This is a genomic window from Salmonella sp. A29-2 (assembly GCF_020150755.1).
GTDB lineage: Bacteria > Pseudomonadota > Gammaproteobacteria > Enterobacterales > Enterobacteriaceae > Salmonella > Salmonella enterica.
The window spans coordinates 4,170,601-4,185,919 of sequence record NZ_CP083731.1 but is presented as its reverse complement, the minus strand read 5'-3'; the positions used below and the strand labels follow the sequence as shown (position 1 = coordinate 4,185,919).

The 15,319-nt window shown below is 51.9% G+C and carries 14 protein-coding genes and 1 pseudogene; 7 read left to right on the top strand and 8 right to left on the bottom strand.

Annotated features, from left to right (window positions below; all coding sequences use genetic code 11):
• Positions 1 to 8 precede the first annotated feature (8 nt).
• Entirely contained in the window at positions 9 to 1,229 is a 1,221-nt protein-coding gene (gene arcA, locus K8W53_RS20365; protein WP_000410846.1) for an arginine deiminase, read from the bottom strand.
• 675 nt (positions 1,230 to 1,904) lie between these two features.
• On the opposite strand from arcA, the gene K8W53_RS20360 reads away from it, so the two are divergent.
• A complete protein-coding gene (locus tag K8W53_RS20360; RefSeq protein ID WP_000635207.1) occupies positions 1,905 to 2,357 on the top strand; it encodes a YhcH/YjgK/YiaL family protein in 453 nt (150 codons plus the stop codon).
• Between the two features lie 74 nt (positions 2,358 to 2,431).
• Here the strand turns inward: K8W53_RS20360 and argF are convergent, their stop codons facing one another.
• Both argF and argL read right to left on the bottom strand, forming a co-directional pair.
• Positions 2,432 to 3,436 (bottom strand): ornithine carbamoyltransferase, encoded by a 1,005-nt coding sequence (gene argF, locus K8W53_RS20355; protein WP_000103041.1) that lies wholly within the window; start codon positions 3,434 to 3,436, stop codon positions 2,432 to 2,434.
• A complete protein-coding gene (gene argL, locus K8W53_RS24060; RefSeq protein ID WP_223148976.1) occupies positions 3,406 to 3,501 on the bottom strand; it encodes a putative translational regulatory protein ArgL in 96 nt (31 codons plus the stop codon). The genes argF and argL overlap by 31 nt, the downstream gene beginning before the upstream one ends.
• A 100-nt stretch (positions 3,502 to 3,601) precedes the next feature.
• On the opposite strand from argL, the gene rraB reads away from it, so the two are divergent.
• Together rraB and miaE are read left to right on the top strand one after the other, a co-directional pair.
• On the top strand, positions 3,602 to 4,018 hold the full coding sequence (rraB, locus tag K8W53_RS20345; RefSeq protein ID WP_000002940.1) for a ribonuclease E inhibitor RraB: 417 nt from the start codon (positions 3,602 to 3,604) through the stop codon (positions 4,016 to 4,018).
• Between the two features lie 11 nt (positions 4,019 to 4,029).
• Positions 4,030 to 4,841 (top strand): annotated as a pseudogene (miaE, locus tag K8W53_RS20340) (tRNA isopentenyl-2-thiomethyl-A-37 hydroxylase MiaE).
• A gap of 233 nt (positions 4,842 to 5,074) precedes the next feature.
• Here miaE and K8W53_RS20335 read toward each other — a convergent pair.
• Positions 5,075 to 5,563: a DUF3617 domain-containing protein gene (locus K8W53_RS20335; protein ID WP_000826193.1), complete on the bottom strand. Its 489-nt coding sequence runs from the start codon at positions 5,561 to 5,563 to the stop codon at positions 5,075 to 5,077.
• A 106-nt stretch (positions 5,564 to 5,669) separates the two neighbouring features.
• Positions 5,670 to 6,173, bottom strand: a complete 504-nt coding sequence (locus K8W53_RS20330; protein ID WP_001519079.1) for a GNAT family N-acetyltransferase — start codon at positions 6,171 to 6,173, stop codon at positions 5,670 to 5,672.
• A 194-nt stretch (positions 6,174 to 6,367) separates the two neighbouring features.
• Here K8W53_RS20330 and K8W53_RS20325 point away from each other — a divergent pair, with 194 nt between their 5' ends.
• On the top strand, positions 6,368 to 7,555 hold the full coding sequence (locus K8W53_RS20325) for a YjgN family protein (protein ID WP_023224639.1): 1,188 nt from the start codon (positions 6,368 to 6,370) through the stop codon (positions 7,553 to 7,555).
• Between the two features lie 141 nt (positions 7,556 to 7,696).
• On the opposite strand, the gene K8W53_RS20320 is transcribed toward K8W53_RS20325, so the two are convergent.
• The 3 genes from K8W53_RS20320 to pepA form a co-directional block, all read right to left on the bottom strand.
• Positions 7,697 to 10,552, bottom strand: coding sequence for a valine--tRNA ligase (locus K8W53_RS20320; RefSeq protein WP_023224638.1), 2,856 nt, complete (start codon positions 10,550 to 10,552; stop codon positions 7,697 to 7,699).
• The gene (gene holC / locus K8W53_RS20315; protein ID WP_001523689.1) at positions 10,552 to 10,995 is read right to left on the bottom strand and encodes a DNA polymerase III subunit chi; all 444 of its coding nucleotides are present in this window, start codon (positions 10,993 to 10,995) and stop codon (positions 10,552 to 10,554) included. Before holC ends, K8W53_RS20320 begins: the two co-directional genes overlap by 1 nt.
• Before the next feature lie 136 nt (positions 10,996 to 11,131).
• Positions 11,132 to 12,643: a leucyl aminopeptidase gene (pepA, locus tag K8W53_RS20310; RefSeq protein WP_000397158.1), complete on the bottom strand. Its 1,512-nt coding sequence runs from the start codon at positions 12,641 to 12,643 to the stop codon at positions 11,132 to 11,134.
• 280 nt (positions 12,644 to 12,923) lie between these two features.
• Between pepA and K8W53_RS20305 the strand changes: the two genes are divergently transcribed.
• The 3 genes from K8W53_RS20305 (at position 12,924) to lptG (ending at position 15,220) form a co-directional block, all read left to right on the top strand.
• Positions 12,924 to 12,974 carry a hypothetical protein gene (locus tag K8W53_RS20305; RefSeq protein WP_212724070.1) on the top strand — a complete coding sequence of 17 codons (51 nt, stop codon included), beginning with the start codon at positions 12,924 to 12,926 and terminating at the stop codon, positions 12,972 to 12,974.
• Positions 12,975 to 13,037: 63 nt separating this feature from the next.
• Positions 13,038 to 14,138: an LPS export ABC transporter permease LptF gene (lptF, locus tag K8W53_RS20300; protein ID WP_000584132.1), complete on the top strand. Its 1,101-nt coding sequence runs from the start codon at positions 13,038 to 13,040 to the stop codon at positions 14,136 to 14,138.
• The gene (gene lptG / locus K8W53_RS20295) at positions 14,138 to 15,220 is read left to right on the top strand and encodes an LPS export ABC transporter permease LptG (RefSeq protein WP_001182242.1); all 1,083 of its coding nucleotides are present in this window, start codon (positions 14,138 to 14,140) and stop codon (positions 15,218 to 15,220) included. The genes lptF and lptG overlap by 1 nt, the downstream gene beginning before the upstream one ends.
• Positions 15,221 to 15,319 lie beyond the last annotated feature (99 nt).

Here is a 15,319-nt window from a genome sequence, read left to right as displayed (position 1 = left end):
CGTCTCCTTTAAATACCATCGCGTTCCAGTGGACAGCTCATGCAGCGTGCGCCCCCGCGCCCGCGACCCAGCTCATCGCCGGGAATGGGAAGGACGGTAATGCCGGCTTTGTCGTATTTTTCGTTGGTCCAGATGTTGCGCTCATAGCCCACCACCACGCCGGGACGCAGGGTGAGCACGTTATTGGCGTCATTCCACTGTTCGCGCTCAGCTTCAAATGCGTCGCCGCCAGTGGTGATTAAGCGCACCTGATCGATGCCAAGCGCTGTTTCAAGAGCATGAACCAGCGTGCTCTCCTGGGTTCGTTTCAGACCGCCGCGTCCGTCTGGCGTCAGCGTCCAGCACTGCACGTCCGGGCGAACGACTTCCGGATAGACGGAGAAGGTGTCGATATCAATGTGGGTCATGACGGTGTCAAGGTGCATACAGGAGCGATGTTTTGGCAGTTCAACGGCAATGACGCGTTCCGCCTGACGATGTTTAAACAATGCCTGCGCCAGGAACTCAACGCCCTGCGGCGTAGTACGTTCAGACATACCGATCAACACCGCGCCGCGGCCAATCACCAGCACATCGCCGCCCTCTAAAGTGGCGTGGTCGTAATTAATGTCCTCGTCGCCGAAATATTTAATGAAATCACCGCCTGCGAATTGAGGATGCCAGCGATAAATAGCACGTAAATTATTCGTTTCACGTTGGCGTGCAGGTTTCGCCATGGGGTTAATTGAGACGCCGTTATATATCCAGCAGGACGTGTCACGGGTAAATAGGTGATTCGGTAATGGCTTCATAATAAAGTCATTAATATCGTGAGTATCGACCACCATATTTTTTATGGAGGCGGGGATTTCGCCGTAAGTTAAACCGCCGCTTAAATGGCGAGCCAGTTCACGGTGCGGCATATCCGCCAGCCAGGCGCGAATATCTGCGGCAAAGGTGGGCCCAAGGCGATAATCGGAAATTTGCGTGTCCAGTAGCCAGGCTTTAGCGTCAGCCACATCCAGCGTTTGGGTGAGCAGGTCGGTTAACAGCAACACTTCTATCCCTTGCTGGCGCAGCGTGTTGGCAAAAATGTCATGCTCTTCGCCAGCGCGCTCTACGGATAATACATCGTCAAAAAGTAATTCCTGACAATTTGAAGGGGTAAGTCTTTTTAGGCTGAGATTGGGCCGATGCAACATTACGCTGCGTAATTGACCGATTTCAGAACCGACAAAATGCTTTTCCATCATTATACCTTTTACATAATTTCAAGAATAAAGAAGGAGTGGCTGCAAATATTTAGCGTGCTTGCAGTCGCGGCGTTTCAGTTAAATTCGGGAGCAATGATTGAATTTTATTTGGGTTGTTAATGTGATGAGATTCACATCAATCAAGGAGTGCTATTTTTCTTACTTAATATATGAGCCGGGTCAGAGAAATTCAAAAAACAATAAGGCATTAAATGAATTACTACGCAGCTATATGGTTTGTTATTTTTTTATTGTTAATTATTTGTTTGCTGTATTGAATGATGTTTAAATCTTAAATCATTGAAAATAAAGTGATTATTTTTAATGGTTGCATAACTATGCGTGAGGGGGATTTTATTATCGGGGATATTTAAATAATTTAAAAATAACTATGGATAGAGAAGTCATTTATGCAGGGAGAGCGAATTGTGATCGCTAAAACGTTTTTATGTTAACGCCTTTAATATCAAAGCGTTGTTAGTGGTGGCAATTTGGCGCCGCTGGGGTTTATGCATAGGTGCTGCATAAAGTTGGGCGAACTATTAACAATATATAAACACCGCTGGCGATAAACATGCGCTGGCGCAAAATCGATGAGAGTAAGGGTAGTATGGCAGCCATTTTTCTCGTATAAAGAGAAAAATAAAACGCTGTTTTAACTAAGGGGATGCGATGATTGTTGGCAATATTGAACATCTGGAGGCCTGGCTGCCGACGGCGTTACGGCAGGCGATTGAGCACGTCAATGCGCATGTCACGGCAACGACCGCGCCAGGTAAGTATGACATTGACGGCGACAGGCTGTTTTATATGATTTCTGAAAATATGACGGAGCCGGGCGAATCGCGTAGCGCAGAGTACCACGCTCGTTATCTTGATATTCAGATTGTGCTACAAGGTCAGGAAGGGATGGCATTCAGTACCCGGCCTGCGGGAACGCCGCACACGGACTGGCTGGCGGATAAAGACATTGCATTTTTACCGACGAGCGTCGACGAGAAAACCGTCGTCCTGAACGAAGGTGACTTTGTGGTGTTTTATCCCGGCGAAGTGCATAAGCCCCTGTGCGCGGTGGGAGAACCGGCGCGGGTACGTAAAGCGGTTGTGAAGATGCTGATGGCGTAATGTTTTTGTACCGGATGGCGGCGCCTGCACGTTGCGATCTTGTAGGCCAACCGCCATCCGGCATCATCACGACATTATTTAGACAGCGTCGCTACCATTACTGCTTTGATGGTATGCATTCGGTTTTCCGCTTCATCAAAGACAATGCTGGCCGCAGACTCAAAAACCTCGTCGGTCACTTCCATCCCGCCATGTAAACCGTACTCTTCGGCCATTTTTTTGCCGAGCGTGGTTTCGTCATCATGGAACGCAGGCAGACAATGCAGGAACTTAACCTGCGGATTGCCGGTTAACGCCATCATCTGGCTGTTGACCTGATAATCACGCAGCAGGGCAATACGCTCCGCCCATTTCTCTTTGGGTTCGCCCATAGAGACCCAAACATCGGTATAGATAAAATCCGCGCCTTTTACGCCCGAGGCGATATCTTCGGTCAGGGTGATGGCGCCGCCGTTCTTTTTCGCCATGGCGCTGCACTCCGCCACTAACGCGGCTTGCGGCCAGCAGGCTTTTGGCGCGACCAGACGGAGATCTAATCCTGTTAACGCGGCGGCTTCCAGCATGGAGTTACCCATGTTATTACGCGCGTCTCCGGCATAGACCAACGTCATCTCGTTAAAGGCTTTACCCGGCAGATGTTCCTGCATGGTGAGCAGATCCGCCAGTAATTGCGTTGGGTGATACTCATCGGTTAAACCGTTCCATACCGGCACACCGGAATATTCAGCCAGCGTTTCGACGATCTCCTGGCCATATCCTCGATACTGAATACCGTCAAACATCCGGCCCAGGACGCGGGCAGTATCTTTGATGGACTCTTTATGGCCGATCTGGCTCCCGCTGGAACCCAGGTACGTCACGCGCGCCCCCTGATCGTATGCGGCAACTTCGAAAGAGCATCGTGTCCGGGTCGAGTCTTTTTCGAAGATGAGCGCAATATTCTTACCCACCAGCTTTTGTTCTTCTTTACCGTTTTTCTTATCGGCTTTCAGTTTGGCGGCAAGCTGCAACAGAGCAGTGAGCTCGCTGGCGGTGAAATCAAGTAACTTTAAAAAAGGTTTTTGGTAAAACGTAGACATACTTCCCTCACATGGCTTAGGCCTCTCATTGAATTAAAATTCACTTTATATGGATGATTATTCATTTGCAACCCTGTTTGATAAAACTTTTCTCGATAAGGTGGAGGCAACGTCGGCGGTATGTGACAATAAGAGTATCGGCAGGACATCTATGAGGAACGAGCTATGGCAAACCCGGAATTACTGGAAGAGCAGCGTGAAGAAACGCGGTTAATTATTGAAGAGTTACTTGAGGATGGCAGCGATCCGGATGCGCTGTACACTATCGAGCATCACCTTTCCGCTGACGATTTCGAAACGTTGGAAAAAGCCGCGGTAGAAGCCTTTAAACTCGGCTATGAAGTGACGGAGCCGGAAGAGCTGGAAGTGGAAGAGGGCGATACGGTTATTTGTTGCGACATCCTCAGCGAGTGCGCGTTGAACGCCGAACTCATCGACGCTCAGGTTGAGCAACTGATGAACCTGGCGGAAAAATATGATGTCGAATACGACGGCTGGGGAACCTATTTCGAAGACCCTAATGGCGAAGAGGGTGACGACGACGATTATGTCGATGAAGATGACGACGGCGTGCGTCACTAAAGCTGCATAGTATGACGGTACGGCAGCGTCTGCTGTCGTATTTTTTTACAGGTTACGTATGAATTACCCGCAAATACTCTCTCCGGTGCTTAATTTCCTGCATTGCCCGACGCCGCAGGCGTGGATTGTCCAGGCCCGCGATCCGCAAAATCTTCCTCTTCTGCTTACCGATCACTTGATCTGCGAACTGAAGGCTGCGCAAACCGCGTTGCTGTTGGTGCGTAAATATGTCGCCGATAAATCTGGCGCCGACGCGCTGCTCGCCTGGCTGCAACCTTACGAGGCGTTCGCGTTTCGTCAGGGGCCGGAGCCGGATTTTGTTGCCCTGCATAAACAGATTAGCAAAAGCGCCATGCCGCAAACTGATGACCCCTGGGGTCGTCAGCTTATCGACCGTATGGTGTTATTGATTAAAGAGGAGTTGCACCATTTTTGGCAGGTACGCGAGGTCATGCAGGCCAGAAACATTCCTTATGTGAAAATCACCGCCAGCCGCTACGCGAAAGGAATGTTGAAAGCGGTACGCACGCACGAACCGCTCACCTTAATTGATAAGCTGATTTGCGGGGCGTATATCGAAGCCCGCTCCTGCGAACGTTTTGCCGCTCTGGCGCCCTGGCTGGATGAGGATTTACAGACGTTTTATCTCTCGCTTCTGCGCTCCGAAGCGCGGCATTATCAGGATTACCTGGCGCTGGCGCAGCAGATTTCCGCCGAGGACATTTCTGCGCGCGTGCGCTATTTTGGCGAGGTGGAAGCTGACCTTATCTTGTCGCCAGACCGCGAGTTTCGTTTTCATAGCGGCGTGCCAGCCGCCGGATAAAGGGTAAAATTAAAGATTAGCGTTTTTATCTTTTACGCTGTCGCCACCTGCGTGGTCATCCGCCCGGCATCAAACTGCTGGCGAGCAGGAAAAGTCATTTTCATGATATTCTGTCCTGAGTAAAGCCTGCCCTGCGGCAGGCAAAAAGAACTCACTCAGTGTTATATTCCCGAAAGGTGACCTTGAACAATGCCATTTTTGCATCATCACTACGGGTTCTTGTGTTGAAATACTTACTGTTTCACGCCTTTTGACGCTTCAGAGCAGGTCTTGCCAACAAAGGTTTGTTTAATTTTGTTGATGGAGGTTGTTTTATTACCTCCTGCATCGACATCCGATTTCATGGTCATCGCAAATTCTGTATCGCTTATTTTCGTCGTTTCTACAATAGAGTGCGATTTGACATCAGGATTATTACAGACAGTCTCATTGATCAGTTTGGTATCCGTACTTTCTACAAATGTTGTCGTGCAACCGCCTGCACTGGTAGAAAAACCCTTCACCATTTTTTTAGAATCTTCAGACATTTTAGGGGTATAACACATAAGCGTCGCTATGCCCGAATTTTTTTCATCCATTAATACTTCTTTTGTATCTGGATTGATGGTGCGCATTTCTATATTTTCCATTTTCCATTCGCCGGGCTGTATATCTAATGCATATACATTAGAGATACTAATAAACATAGCGGGGAAAACAATTGCTGATAATAGGCGTTTCATTTATAACTTCCTTGAATAATAAGTGGTTCCCGGATAACAGGATGTTTCCGGGATTACTTATATCAGCAAAAATAATACCTGGCGAGGATAAATAAACGCCTGGTTTTCAGAGATCCTTTAACATCCTCACTTCGCAATCGACATGTCCGGTGCAGCCGAGCGGTTCGCTAATATGTTCAAATCCTAAACGTTCGTATAGCGCAATCGCCTCGCGTAAAAAAGCCGTTGTTTCCAGATAGCAGCGTTTAAAACCCTGTTCACGGGCATGATCCAGCGCCATCAGCGCCAGCTTTTTCGCCAGCCCCTGACCACGAATCACCGGTAAAAAATACATTTTTTGCAGTTCACAAATGTCTGGTTCGCTACAGGATAACGGCGCCACGCCGCCGCCGCCCACCACACAACCGTTTTGCTCTACCACCCAGTAGGCCGCGCCCGGTTGGCTATAAACCTGATACAGTTCATCCAGATTGGGGTCGGCAACGGTATAACCTTTATCGGCGGTAAGTCCGTATTCCGCTGAAACCTGACGGATGACACGGGCAATAGCGGCATTGTCGGCGGTAGTGATTCGGCGCACCGTGAGCGTTGGCGAGGCGACATTATTCATAATATAGCTCAATTTTTAAAATTTATTTATAGATTACTTTAATACCACCGTCTTGAGTTACGCGCAAGGAGATCCTAAATCAGACAAAATAAAAGGCGGAAAAATTAAACAAAAATAGTATCGTAGTCAAATCAGTAACAATTTACTGGTTTTTATTATTAATTCTAATAGATTGTAATTCAGGGATATGATTCATGAATAACGTTATCAGTAGTAAAGATAACCATAATCACACGTTGGTGTTTACAGGCAAGGGCGGAAAGTATTTTGTTATTTGCCTTGTGAATTTCTTGTTGACGTGTATCACGTTGGGAATCTATGCGCCGTGGGCGATGGTGAAATGTCGACGTTATATTTATACTAATATGACGCTAAACAATCAGCCTTTTGCTTACAAAGCCACGGGCGGCGCGTTATTTATTAGTGTGTTGTTAGTTTTTATTATTTATATTGTTAGCCTCTCTCTTATTGAACACGGTCATCCCGGTCTCGGTTTTACGCTATTCGGCTTATTAATTGCGATTATTCCTTTTATGGCGGTGAAAGGATTACAGTATCAGGCGATGATGACTTCGCTTAATGGCGTACATTTTGGATTCCAGTGTTCCATGCGGCGCGCCTGGTGGTACATGTTCGCTCTCCCGGTACTCCTGATGGTGGCGCTTTATATTGTTCTTTACATTATCTCACTGGTAACCATCGCCGTCGGCGGTTTAGTGTTCAATATCGTTTTTCTCGGTTTGCTGGCTATTATTGGGATAGGGGTCATTAACGGTATTACCTACAGCAAATGGATGACCTTGTTTGGCAATGGCGCAAACTTTGGCATTCATCGTTTCTCGATTCAGGTTAATGTTAAAACGTGCATCAGAGGGTGCGTGTTGGCAATGTTGACCCTTTTCCCTTTTGCTGTCGTGATTGGTTATCTAATCGCGCCGGTGTTCACCAACATGATTCTTTTGAGTATGATGGGGAATGCGCAGGCAGGAGGGGCGCTTATTCTGCAATATTATGGCCAGATAATGGCATGTTATTTCCTCTATTTTCTCGCGATTATTGTGGTAACCAGTTACTTATATGTGGCGTTACGCAACCTGTTTTTAAACAATTTGTCACTGGCGAACGATTCGATTCGTTTTCATTCCTCTGTCACTGCACACGGTATGCTGTGGCGGTTACTGGTGGTGTTTGTGATTTCCGGCGTGACCTTAGGGCTGGCTTATCCGTGGTTGAAAATTTGGCTGGTGAGCTGGCTGGCGCAGAATACACAGGTCCAGGGCGATCTGGATTCGCTTGAGTTAACCAATGATGAGAAGCCGCTGGAAAACAGCCTGCTAATGTGGATTTCTCGTGGCATCATGCCTTACTTCCCGTTTATCTGATGTAAAAAGGCCGACGTTTACGTCGGCCCATAATTCATGTTGTCGGATGGCGGCGTGAATGCCTTATCCGGCCTACCGATCGCGCCATGTCAATAAGCGAACGTGTAGGCCTGGTAAGCGAAGCGCCATCAGGCTTTCAGATTACAGCGCGCTAATAACCGCCTGCTGCTCAATCAGCTTCGCTTTTGCTTCTGCATAGCCTTCCAGCTTCTCACGCTCTTTGGCAATGACCGCTTCCGGCGCGCGAGCAACGAAACCTTCGTTGGACAGCTTGCCTTCGATACGGGCAATCTCACCTTCGATTTTTGCCACTTCTTTCGCCAGACGCGCCAGCTCATCGTCTTTGTTGATGAGGCCAGCCATCGGGATCAGCAGTTCAGCGCCGTCGATGATTTTGGTCACGGAAACCGGGCCTTTGTCATCGGCTGGCAGCACGGTGATGCTTTCCAGACGCGCCAGGGTTTGCAGGAAGCTACGGTTGTCGTTAACACGACGAACGGCTTCTTCACTACAGCCGCGCAGCAGCAGTTCCAGCGGTTTGCCCGGGGCGATGTTCATTTCCGCACGAATGTTACGTACCGCGACGATCGCCTGCTTCAGCCACTCGGTATCGGCCAGCGCGGCTTCATCCACCTGTGCGGCGTTATATTCCGGGAACGGCTGTAGCATGATGGTATCGGCGGTAATACCGCAAATGACCTTCACGCGCTGCCAGATGGTTTCGGTGATGAACGGAATAATCGGGTGCGCCAGGCGCAGCAGACCTTCCAGTACGGTGACCAGCGTATGGCGGGTGCCGCGCAGTTCAGACTCGGAACCCCCGGTCATTACCGGCTTGGTCAGCTCCAGATACCAGTCGCAGAACTGGTTCCAGGTGAACTCGTACAGAATGCCTGCGGCGATATCGAAGCGGAAGCTGTCCAGCGCGTCGCGGTAGGCTTTAACGGTCTGGTTGAATTCCGCCAGGATCCAGCGGTCCGCCAGCGACAGAGTCATTTCGCCGCCGTTGAAGCCGCAATCCTGCTCTTCGGTGTTCATCAGCACAAAGCGGCTGGCGTTCCACAGCTTGTTACAGAAGTTACGGTAACCTTCCAGACGCTTCATATCCCAGTTGATGTCGCGGCCGGTCGAGGCCAGCGCCGCCAGGGTAAAGCGCAGGGCGTCGGTGCCGTGCGGCTCAATGCCGTTCGGGAACTGCTTCTCGGTACGCTTGCGGATTTTCTCCGCCATCTGCGGCTGCATCATGTTGCCGGTGCGTTTTTCCAGCAGTTCCGGCAGGGAGATGCCGTCCACCATGTCCAGCGGGTCGATAACGTTACCCTTGGATTTGGACATCTTCTGGCCTTCGTCATCGCGAATCAGACCGGTCATATAGACGGTATGGAACGGCACCTGCGGCTTGCCGTTTTCATCTTTGATGAAGTGCATGGTCATCATGATCATGCGGGCAATCCAGAAGAAGATGATGTCGAAGCCGGACACCATCACGCTGGTCGGGTGGAACTGACGCAGGGCGTCGGTGTTTTCCGGCCAGCCGAGGGTAGAGAAGGTCCACAGTGCGGAGGAGAACCAGGTATCAAGAACGTCTTCGTCCTGACGAAGCGCAACGTCGGCACCGAGGTTATTTTCCTGACGCACTTCTTCTTCGGTACGGCCAACGTAGACGTTGCCGTCGTTGTCATACCATGCCGGGATACGGTGACCCCACCACAACTGACGAGAGATACACCAGTCCTGGATATCACGCATCCAGGAGAAGTACATGTTTTCGTACTGCTTCGGCACGAACTGAATGTCGCCGTTCTCAACCGCTTCCACCGCCGGTTTCGCCAGCACGTCGGCACGGACGTACCACTGGTCGGTCAGCATCGGTTCGATAACTACACCGCCACGGTCGCCGTAAGGAACGGTCAGATCGTGCGGTTTAATTTCTTCCAGCAGGCCCAGCGCGTCAACGGCAGCAACGATGGCCTTACGGGCAGCAAAGCGTTCCAGCTTCTGGAACTCAGCCGGAATCTCGCTTGAGTAAACGTCGGATTCCTCACCTTTGGTATCGAACACTTCCGCGCTTTCGCGAATGTCGCCGTCAAAGGTCAGGATGTTGATCATCGGCAGGGCGTGACGTTTCCCGACTTCATAGTCGTTAAAGTCGTGCGCCGGGGTGATCTTCACGCAGCCGGTGCCTTTTTCCATATCGGCATGTTCATCGCCCACAATCGGAATGCGGCGGTTAACCAGCGGCAGAATAACGAATTTGCCAATCAGATTTTTATAACGCGGATCTTCCGGGTTCACGGCCACGCCGGTATCGCCCAGTACGGTTTCCGGACGGGTGGTGGCGACGACCAGGTAATCTTTACCGTCTGCGGTTTTTGCGCCGTCGGCCAGCGGATAGCGGATGTGCCACATCGAGCCTTTGGACTCGCGGTTTTCCACTTCCAGGTCAGAGATGGCGGTGCGCAGTTTCGGGTCCCAGTTCACCAGGCGTTTGCCACGGTAAATCAGGTCTTCTTTGTACAGGCGAACAAAGACTTCTTTCACGGCATTGGAAAGGCCTTCGTCCATGGTGAAGCGCTCGCGCTCCCAGTCAACGGAGTTGCCGAGACGGCGCATTTGGCGGGTAATGGTGCCGCCGGATTCCGCTTTCCACTGCCAGATTTTGTCGATAAACGCATCGCGGCCGTAGTCGTGACGGGTTTTACCTTCTTCAGCGGCAATCTTGCGCTCAACCACCATCTGGGTGGCGATCCCGGCGTGGTCGGTGCCGACCTGCCACAGGGTGTTTTTACCCTGCATACGCTGGTAACGGATCATGGTATCCATGATGGTTTGCTGGAAAGCATGTCCCATATGCAAACTGCCGGTGACGTTCGGCGGCGGGATCATGATGCAGAAGGACTCTTTGCTTTCGTCGCCGTTAGGCTTGAAATAGCCCTGCTTTTCCCAGTGCTCGTAAAGCGGCTGTTCGATATCTTGGGGGTTATATGTCTTTTCCATTATTTCCAGGTTGCCGTATTCAGGTTAAAACCAGCCACGCGGTAGGCTTTGTAGCGTTCGCGCGCCAGTTGTTTCAAAGTTTCTTCGTAAGGGACGAAGTCTACCACTTCTGTGAAAGCGGTGGCAAAATCTGCAAAGCTTGTACGCAGGCTGATTAAAATATCGCGCGGGCTGCTGTTGCGTTTTTGCGGCCAGGCGATTTCAACCGGCGCGCCGCCGCGTGGGCCTTCGCCTGCCAGATTGTGCGGGACAAAACTTTCCGCCGGTCTTGCCCACAGCGCTTCATCCAGCCGAATGGCCTGCTTCTCATCTTCGCAGGCGATCAGCACGCGCTTGCCGGCGCGCCAACGTTCTGCGGCAATTTCACACACCAGTTGTTCAACGGCGCTTAAACCGTTGACGGTGGTGTCATTGTCCAGAAGATAGAACGTCGCATTCTTCATATATGGGGCTTCTTGTGGTGGATTTAAATGCGTTGCCATGATGCCTCCCGTAGGCCGGATAAGCGCAGCGCCATCCGGCAAAACGCCTGATGGCGGCGCTAATGCGCCTTATCAGGCCTACGGGGTAATCTCAAACTTACTCTTCGCCGTTAAAGCCCGCACGATTGAGCAGGAACTGCGACAGCAGCGCTACCGGACGACCCGTCGCGCCTTTCGCTTTGCCGGAGCGCCAGGCGGTACCGGCGATATCCAGGTGCGCCCAGTTATACTTACGGGTAAAGCGCGACAGGAAGCAGCCCGCGGTGATAGCGCCGCCAGGACGACCACCAATATTCGCCATATCCGCAAAGTTGGACTCCAGTTGTTCCTGGAACTCATCGCCCAGCGGCAGACGCCACGCGCGGTCGCCCGCTTGCTCGGACGCGCCGATCAGTTCATGCGCCAGCGGGTTATGGTTCGACATCAGACCGGTGATGTGATGACCCAGCGCAATCACGCAGGCCCCGGTTAGTGTCGCGACGTCAATGACGGCTTCCGGCTCGAAGCGTTCAACGTAGGTCAGCACGTCGCACAAAACCAGACGGCCTTCGGCGTCGGTGTTCAGGACTTCAACGGTTTGACCAGACATGGTGGTCAGCACGTCACCCGGACGATACGCGCGTCCGCCCGGCATGTTTTCACAGCCCGCCAGTACGCCGATAACGTTAATCGGTAGCTGAAGCTCGGCAACCATACGCATCACGCCGTAAACCGCCGCCGCGCCGCACATGTCGTACTTCATCTCGTCCATCCCTTCAGATGGCTTGATGGAGATGCCGCCGGAGTCGAAGGTCAGGCCTTTACCCACCAGCACGATCGGGCGCGCGTCTTCGGATGGATTGCCCTTGTACTCAATCACCGACATCAGCGATTCATTCTGCGAACCGTGGCCGACCGCCAGATAAGCGTTCATACCCAGTTCGCGCATTTGCTGTTCGCCGATGACGCGGGTGATGACATTTTTGCTGTAGCTGTCAGCCAACTGGCGTGCCTGTGACGCCAGGTAGGCGGCGTTACAGATATTGGGCGGCATGTTGCCGAGATCTTTCGCTGCCTTAATCCCGGCGGCGATGGCCAGACCGTGCTGAATGGCGCGTTCGCCGCTGGTGAGCTCACGGCGGGTCGGCACATTAAAGACCATCTTACGTAGCGGGCGGCGCGGCTCGCTCTTGTTGGTCTTGAGTTGATCAAAGCTATAAAGCGTCTCTTTGGCCGTTTCGACGGCCTGACGCACTTTCCAGTAGTTGTTGCGGCCTTTAACGTGCAGTTCGGTCAGGAAACAGACGGCTTCCATCGAACCGGTATCATTCAGAGTATTTATCGTTTTCTGAATAACCTGCTTATACTGACGTTCATCAAGCTCGCGCTCTTTGCCGCAACCAATGAGGAGGATTCGCTCGGAAAGAACGTTAGGAACATGGTGCAGCAACAGAGTCTGCCCCGGTTTTCCTTCCAGTTCGCCGCGACGCAGCAATGCGCTGATGTATCCGTCGCTAATTTTGTCGAGCTGTTCTGCAATCGGAGAAAGGCGACGCGGTTCAAAGACGCCCACGACAATGCAGGCACTCCGCTGTTTCTCCGGGCTACCGCTTTTTACACTGAACTCCATGCACTATGCTCCTGAATCTTAAAGACAACAGTGGTGGCTACAGCTATACTCGTCGTCTTTCAAGTTGCAGATGCGTTGGCTGCGCCTGCTCACCCCTGTCACTTACCTGATGTAAGCTCCGGGGCTTCACAGTCTTGCCGCCTGCCTGCAACTCGAAATCCATTAGAGTATAGAAATTGAAAGCTTTCGTAACTCATGTCCGCTGTTGCGGTGACTTCGTGTTAATCTTAACGTTATTACGGCATTGGCACGTCAGAACAAGTTCTGAGAGGTGAATCCGCTGAGTATAATGATCTTAGCGATGATTTCGACGACTCAAGAGAATAAATGACGTTTAAGCCATGAAACAAGCTAAATTCCAGCAAAAAAATGGGTTTTTACGGGCGTATTTAAAGTGATAATCATAAGATATCTGGTGCGGGAGACGCTCAAAAGCCAGCTGGCGATACTCTTCATCTTACTTTTGATCTTCTTTTGTCAAAAGTTAGTGAGGATTCTCGGCGCGGCGGTTGACGGCGATATTCCCGCAAATCTGGTGCTCTCGCTTCTGGGGCTGGGCGTACCGGAAATGGCGCAGCTCATCCTACCTTTAAGCCTGTTCCTGGGGCTGCTGATGACGCTGGGCAAACTGTATACCGAAAGTGAAATTACGGTCATGCACGCCTGTGGGTTGAGCAAAGCCGTGCTGGTAAAGGCCGCCATGGTACTGGCGTTATTTACCGGTATCCTTGCGGCGGTTAACGTGATGTGGGCCGGCCCCTGGTCGTCAAAACACCAGGATGAAGTGCTGGCGGAGGCGAAAGCGAACCCCGGTATGGCGGCGTTGGCGCAGGGACAATTCCAGCAGGCGACCAACGGCAGCTCGGTGCTGTTTATCGAAAGCGTTGACGGCAGCGACTTCCACGATGTTTTCCTGGCGCAAATTCGCCCTAAGGGCAATGCTCGTCCTTCTGTGGTCGTGGCCGATTCCGGACACCTTACTCAGTTGCGCGATGGTTCCCAGGTTGTCACCTTAAACAAAGGGACGCGTTTTGAAGGAACGGCGTTGCTACGCGATTTTCGCATCACCGACTTCCAGAACTATCAGGCGATTATTGGCCATCAGGCCGTGGCGCTGGACCCGAACGATACCGACCAGATGGACATGCGCACGCTGTGGAATACCGACAACGATCGTGCTCGCGCCGAGCTGCACTGGCGTATCACGTTAGTCTTTACCGTATTTATGATGGCGCTGATGGTCGTGCCGCTCAGCGTGGTGAATCCACGTCAGGGGCGCGTCTTGTCTATGTTGCCCGCCATGCTGCTTTATCTGCTGTTCTTCCTGATCCAGACCTCCATTAAATCGAATGGCGGTAAAGGCAAACTGGACCCGGTTATCTGGATGTGGGCGGTCAACCTGATCTATCTGGCGTTGGCGATTGGTTTAAACCTGTGGGATACGGTGCCGGTCCGCCGCCTGCGTGCCCGTTTTCTGCGTAAAGGAGCGGTATAATGCAGCCATTTGGTGTACTTGACCGCTATATCGGTAAAACCATTTTTACCACCATCATGATGACGTTGTTCATGCTGGTGTCGCTCTCCGGGATCATCAAGTTTGTCGATCAGCTGAAAAAAGCGGGGCAGGGTAACTACGACGCGCTGGGCGCGGGTATGTACACCCTGCTCAGCGTACCTAAGGATATCCAGATCTTCTTTCCTATGGCGGCGCTGCTTGGCGCGCTGCTGGGACTGGGGATGCTGGCGCAGCGTAGCGAACTGGTGGTGATGCAGGCATCGGGCTTCACCCGTATGCAGGTGGCGCTGTCGGTGATGAAAACGGCTATCCCCCTGGTGCTGTTGACCATGGCGATCGGCGAATGGGTCGCCCCGCAGGGCGAGCAGATGGCGCGTAACTATCGTGCGCAGGCGATGTATGGCGGCTCGCTGCTTTCCACCCAGCAAGGTCTGTGGGCGAAAGACGGGAATAACTTTGTCTATATTGAACGGGTGAAGGGCGACGAGGAACTGGCCGGCATTAGTATTTACGCTTTCAACGATCAGCGTCGTTTGCAGTCGGTGCGTTACGCCGCTTCGGCAAAATTCGACCCGGAGCATAAGGTCTGGCGTTTGTCGCAGGTGGATGAGTCCGATCTGCAAAACCCGAAACAGATCACCGGTTCGCAGACGGTGAGCGGCACCTGGAAAACGAATCTGACGCCGGATAAGTTAGGCGTGGTGGCGCTGGATCCGGATGCGCTTTCCATCAGCGGTCTGCATAACTACGTTAAATATCTGAAGTCGAGCGGACAGGACGCCGGACGTTATCAGCTCAATATGTGGAGTAAAATCTTCCAGCCGCTCTCCGTGGCGGTGATGATGCTGATGGCGCTGTCGTTTATCTTTGGACCGCTGCGTAGTGTGCCGATGGGCGTGCGCGTGGTGACGGGGATTAGCTTCGGCTTCGTCTTTTACGTTCTCGACCAGATTTTTGGCCCGCTGACGCTGGTATACGGCATTCCGCCGATTGTCGGCGCGCTGCTGCCGAGCGCGTCTTTCTTCCTGATTAGCCTGTGGCTAATGCTGCGTAAGTCGTAATCACAGGCCGCCATCCGGCAATGCAGTAAAGCGCAGTGCCTGATGGCGCTGCGCTTATCAGGCCTACTATGACCCGTAGGCCTGATAAGTCCTTTCCGC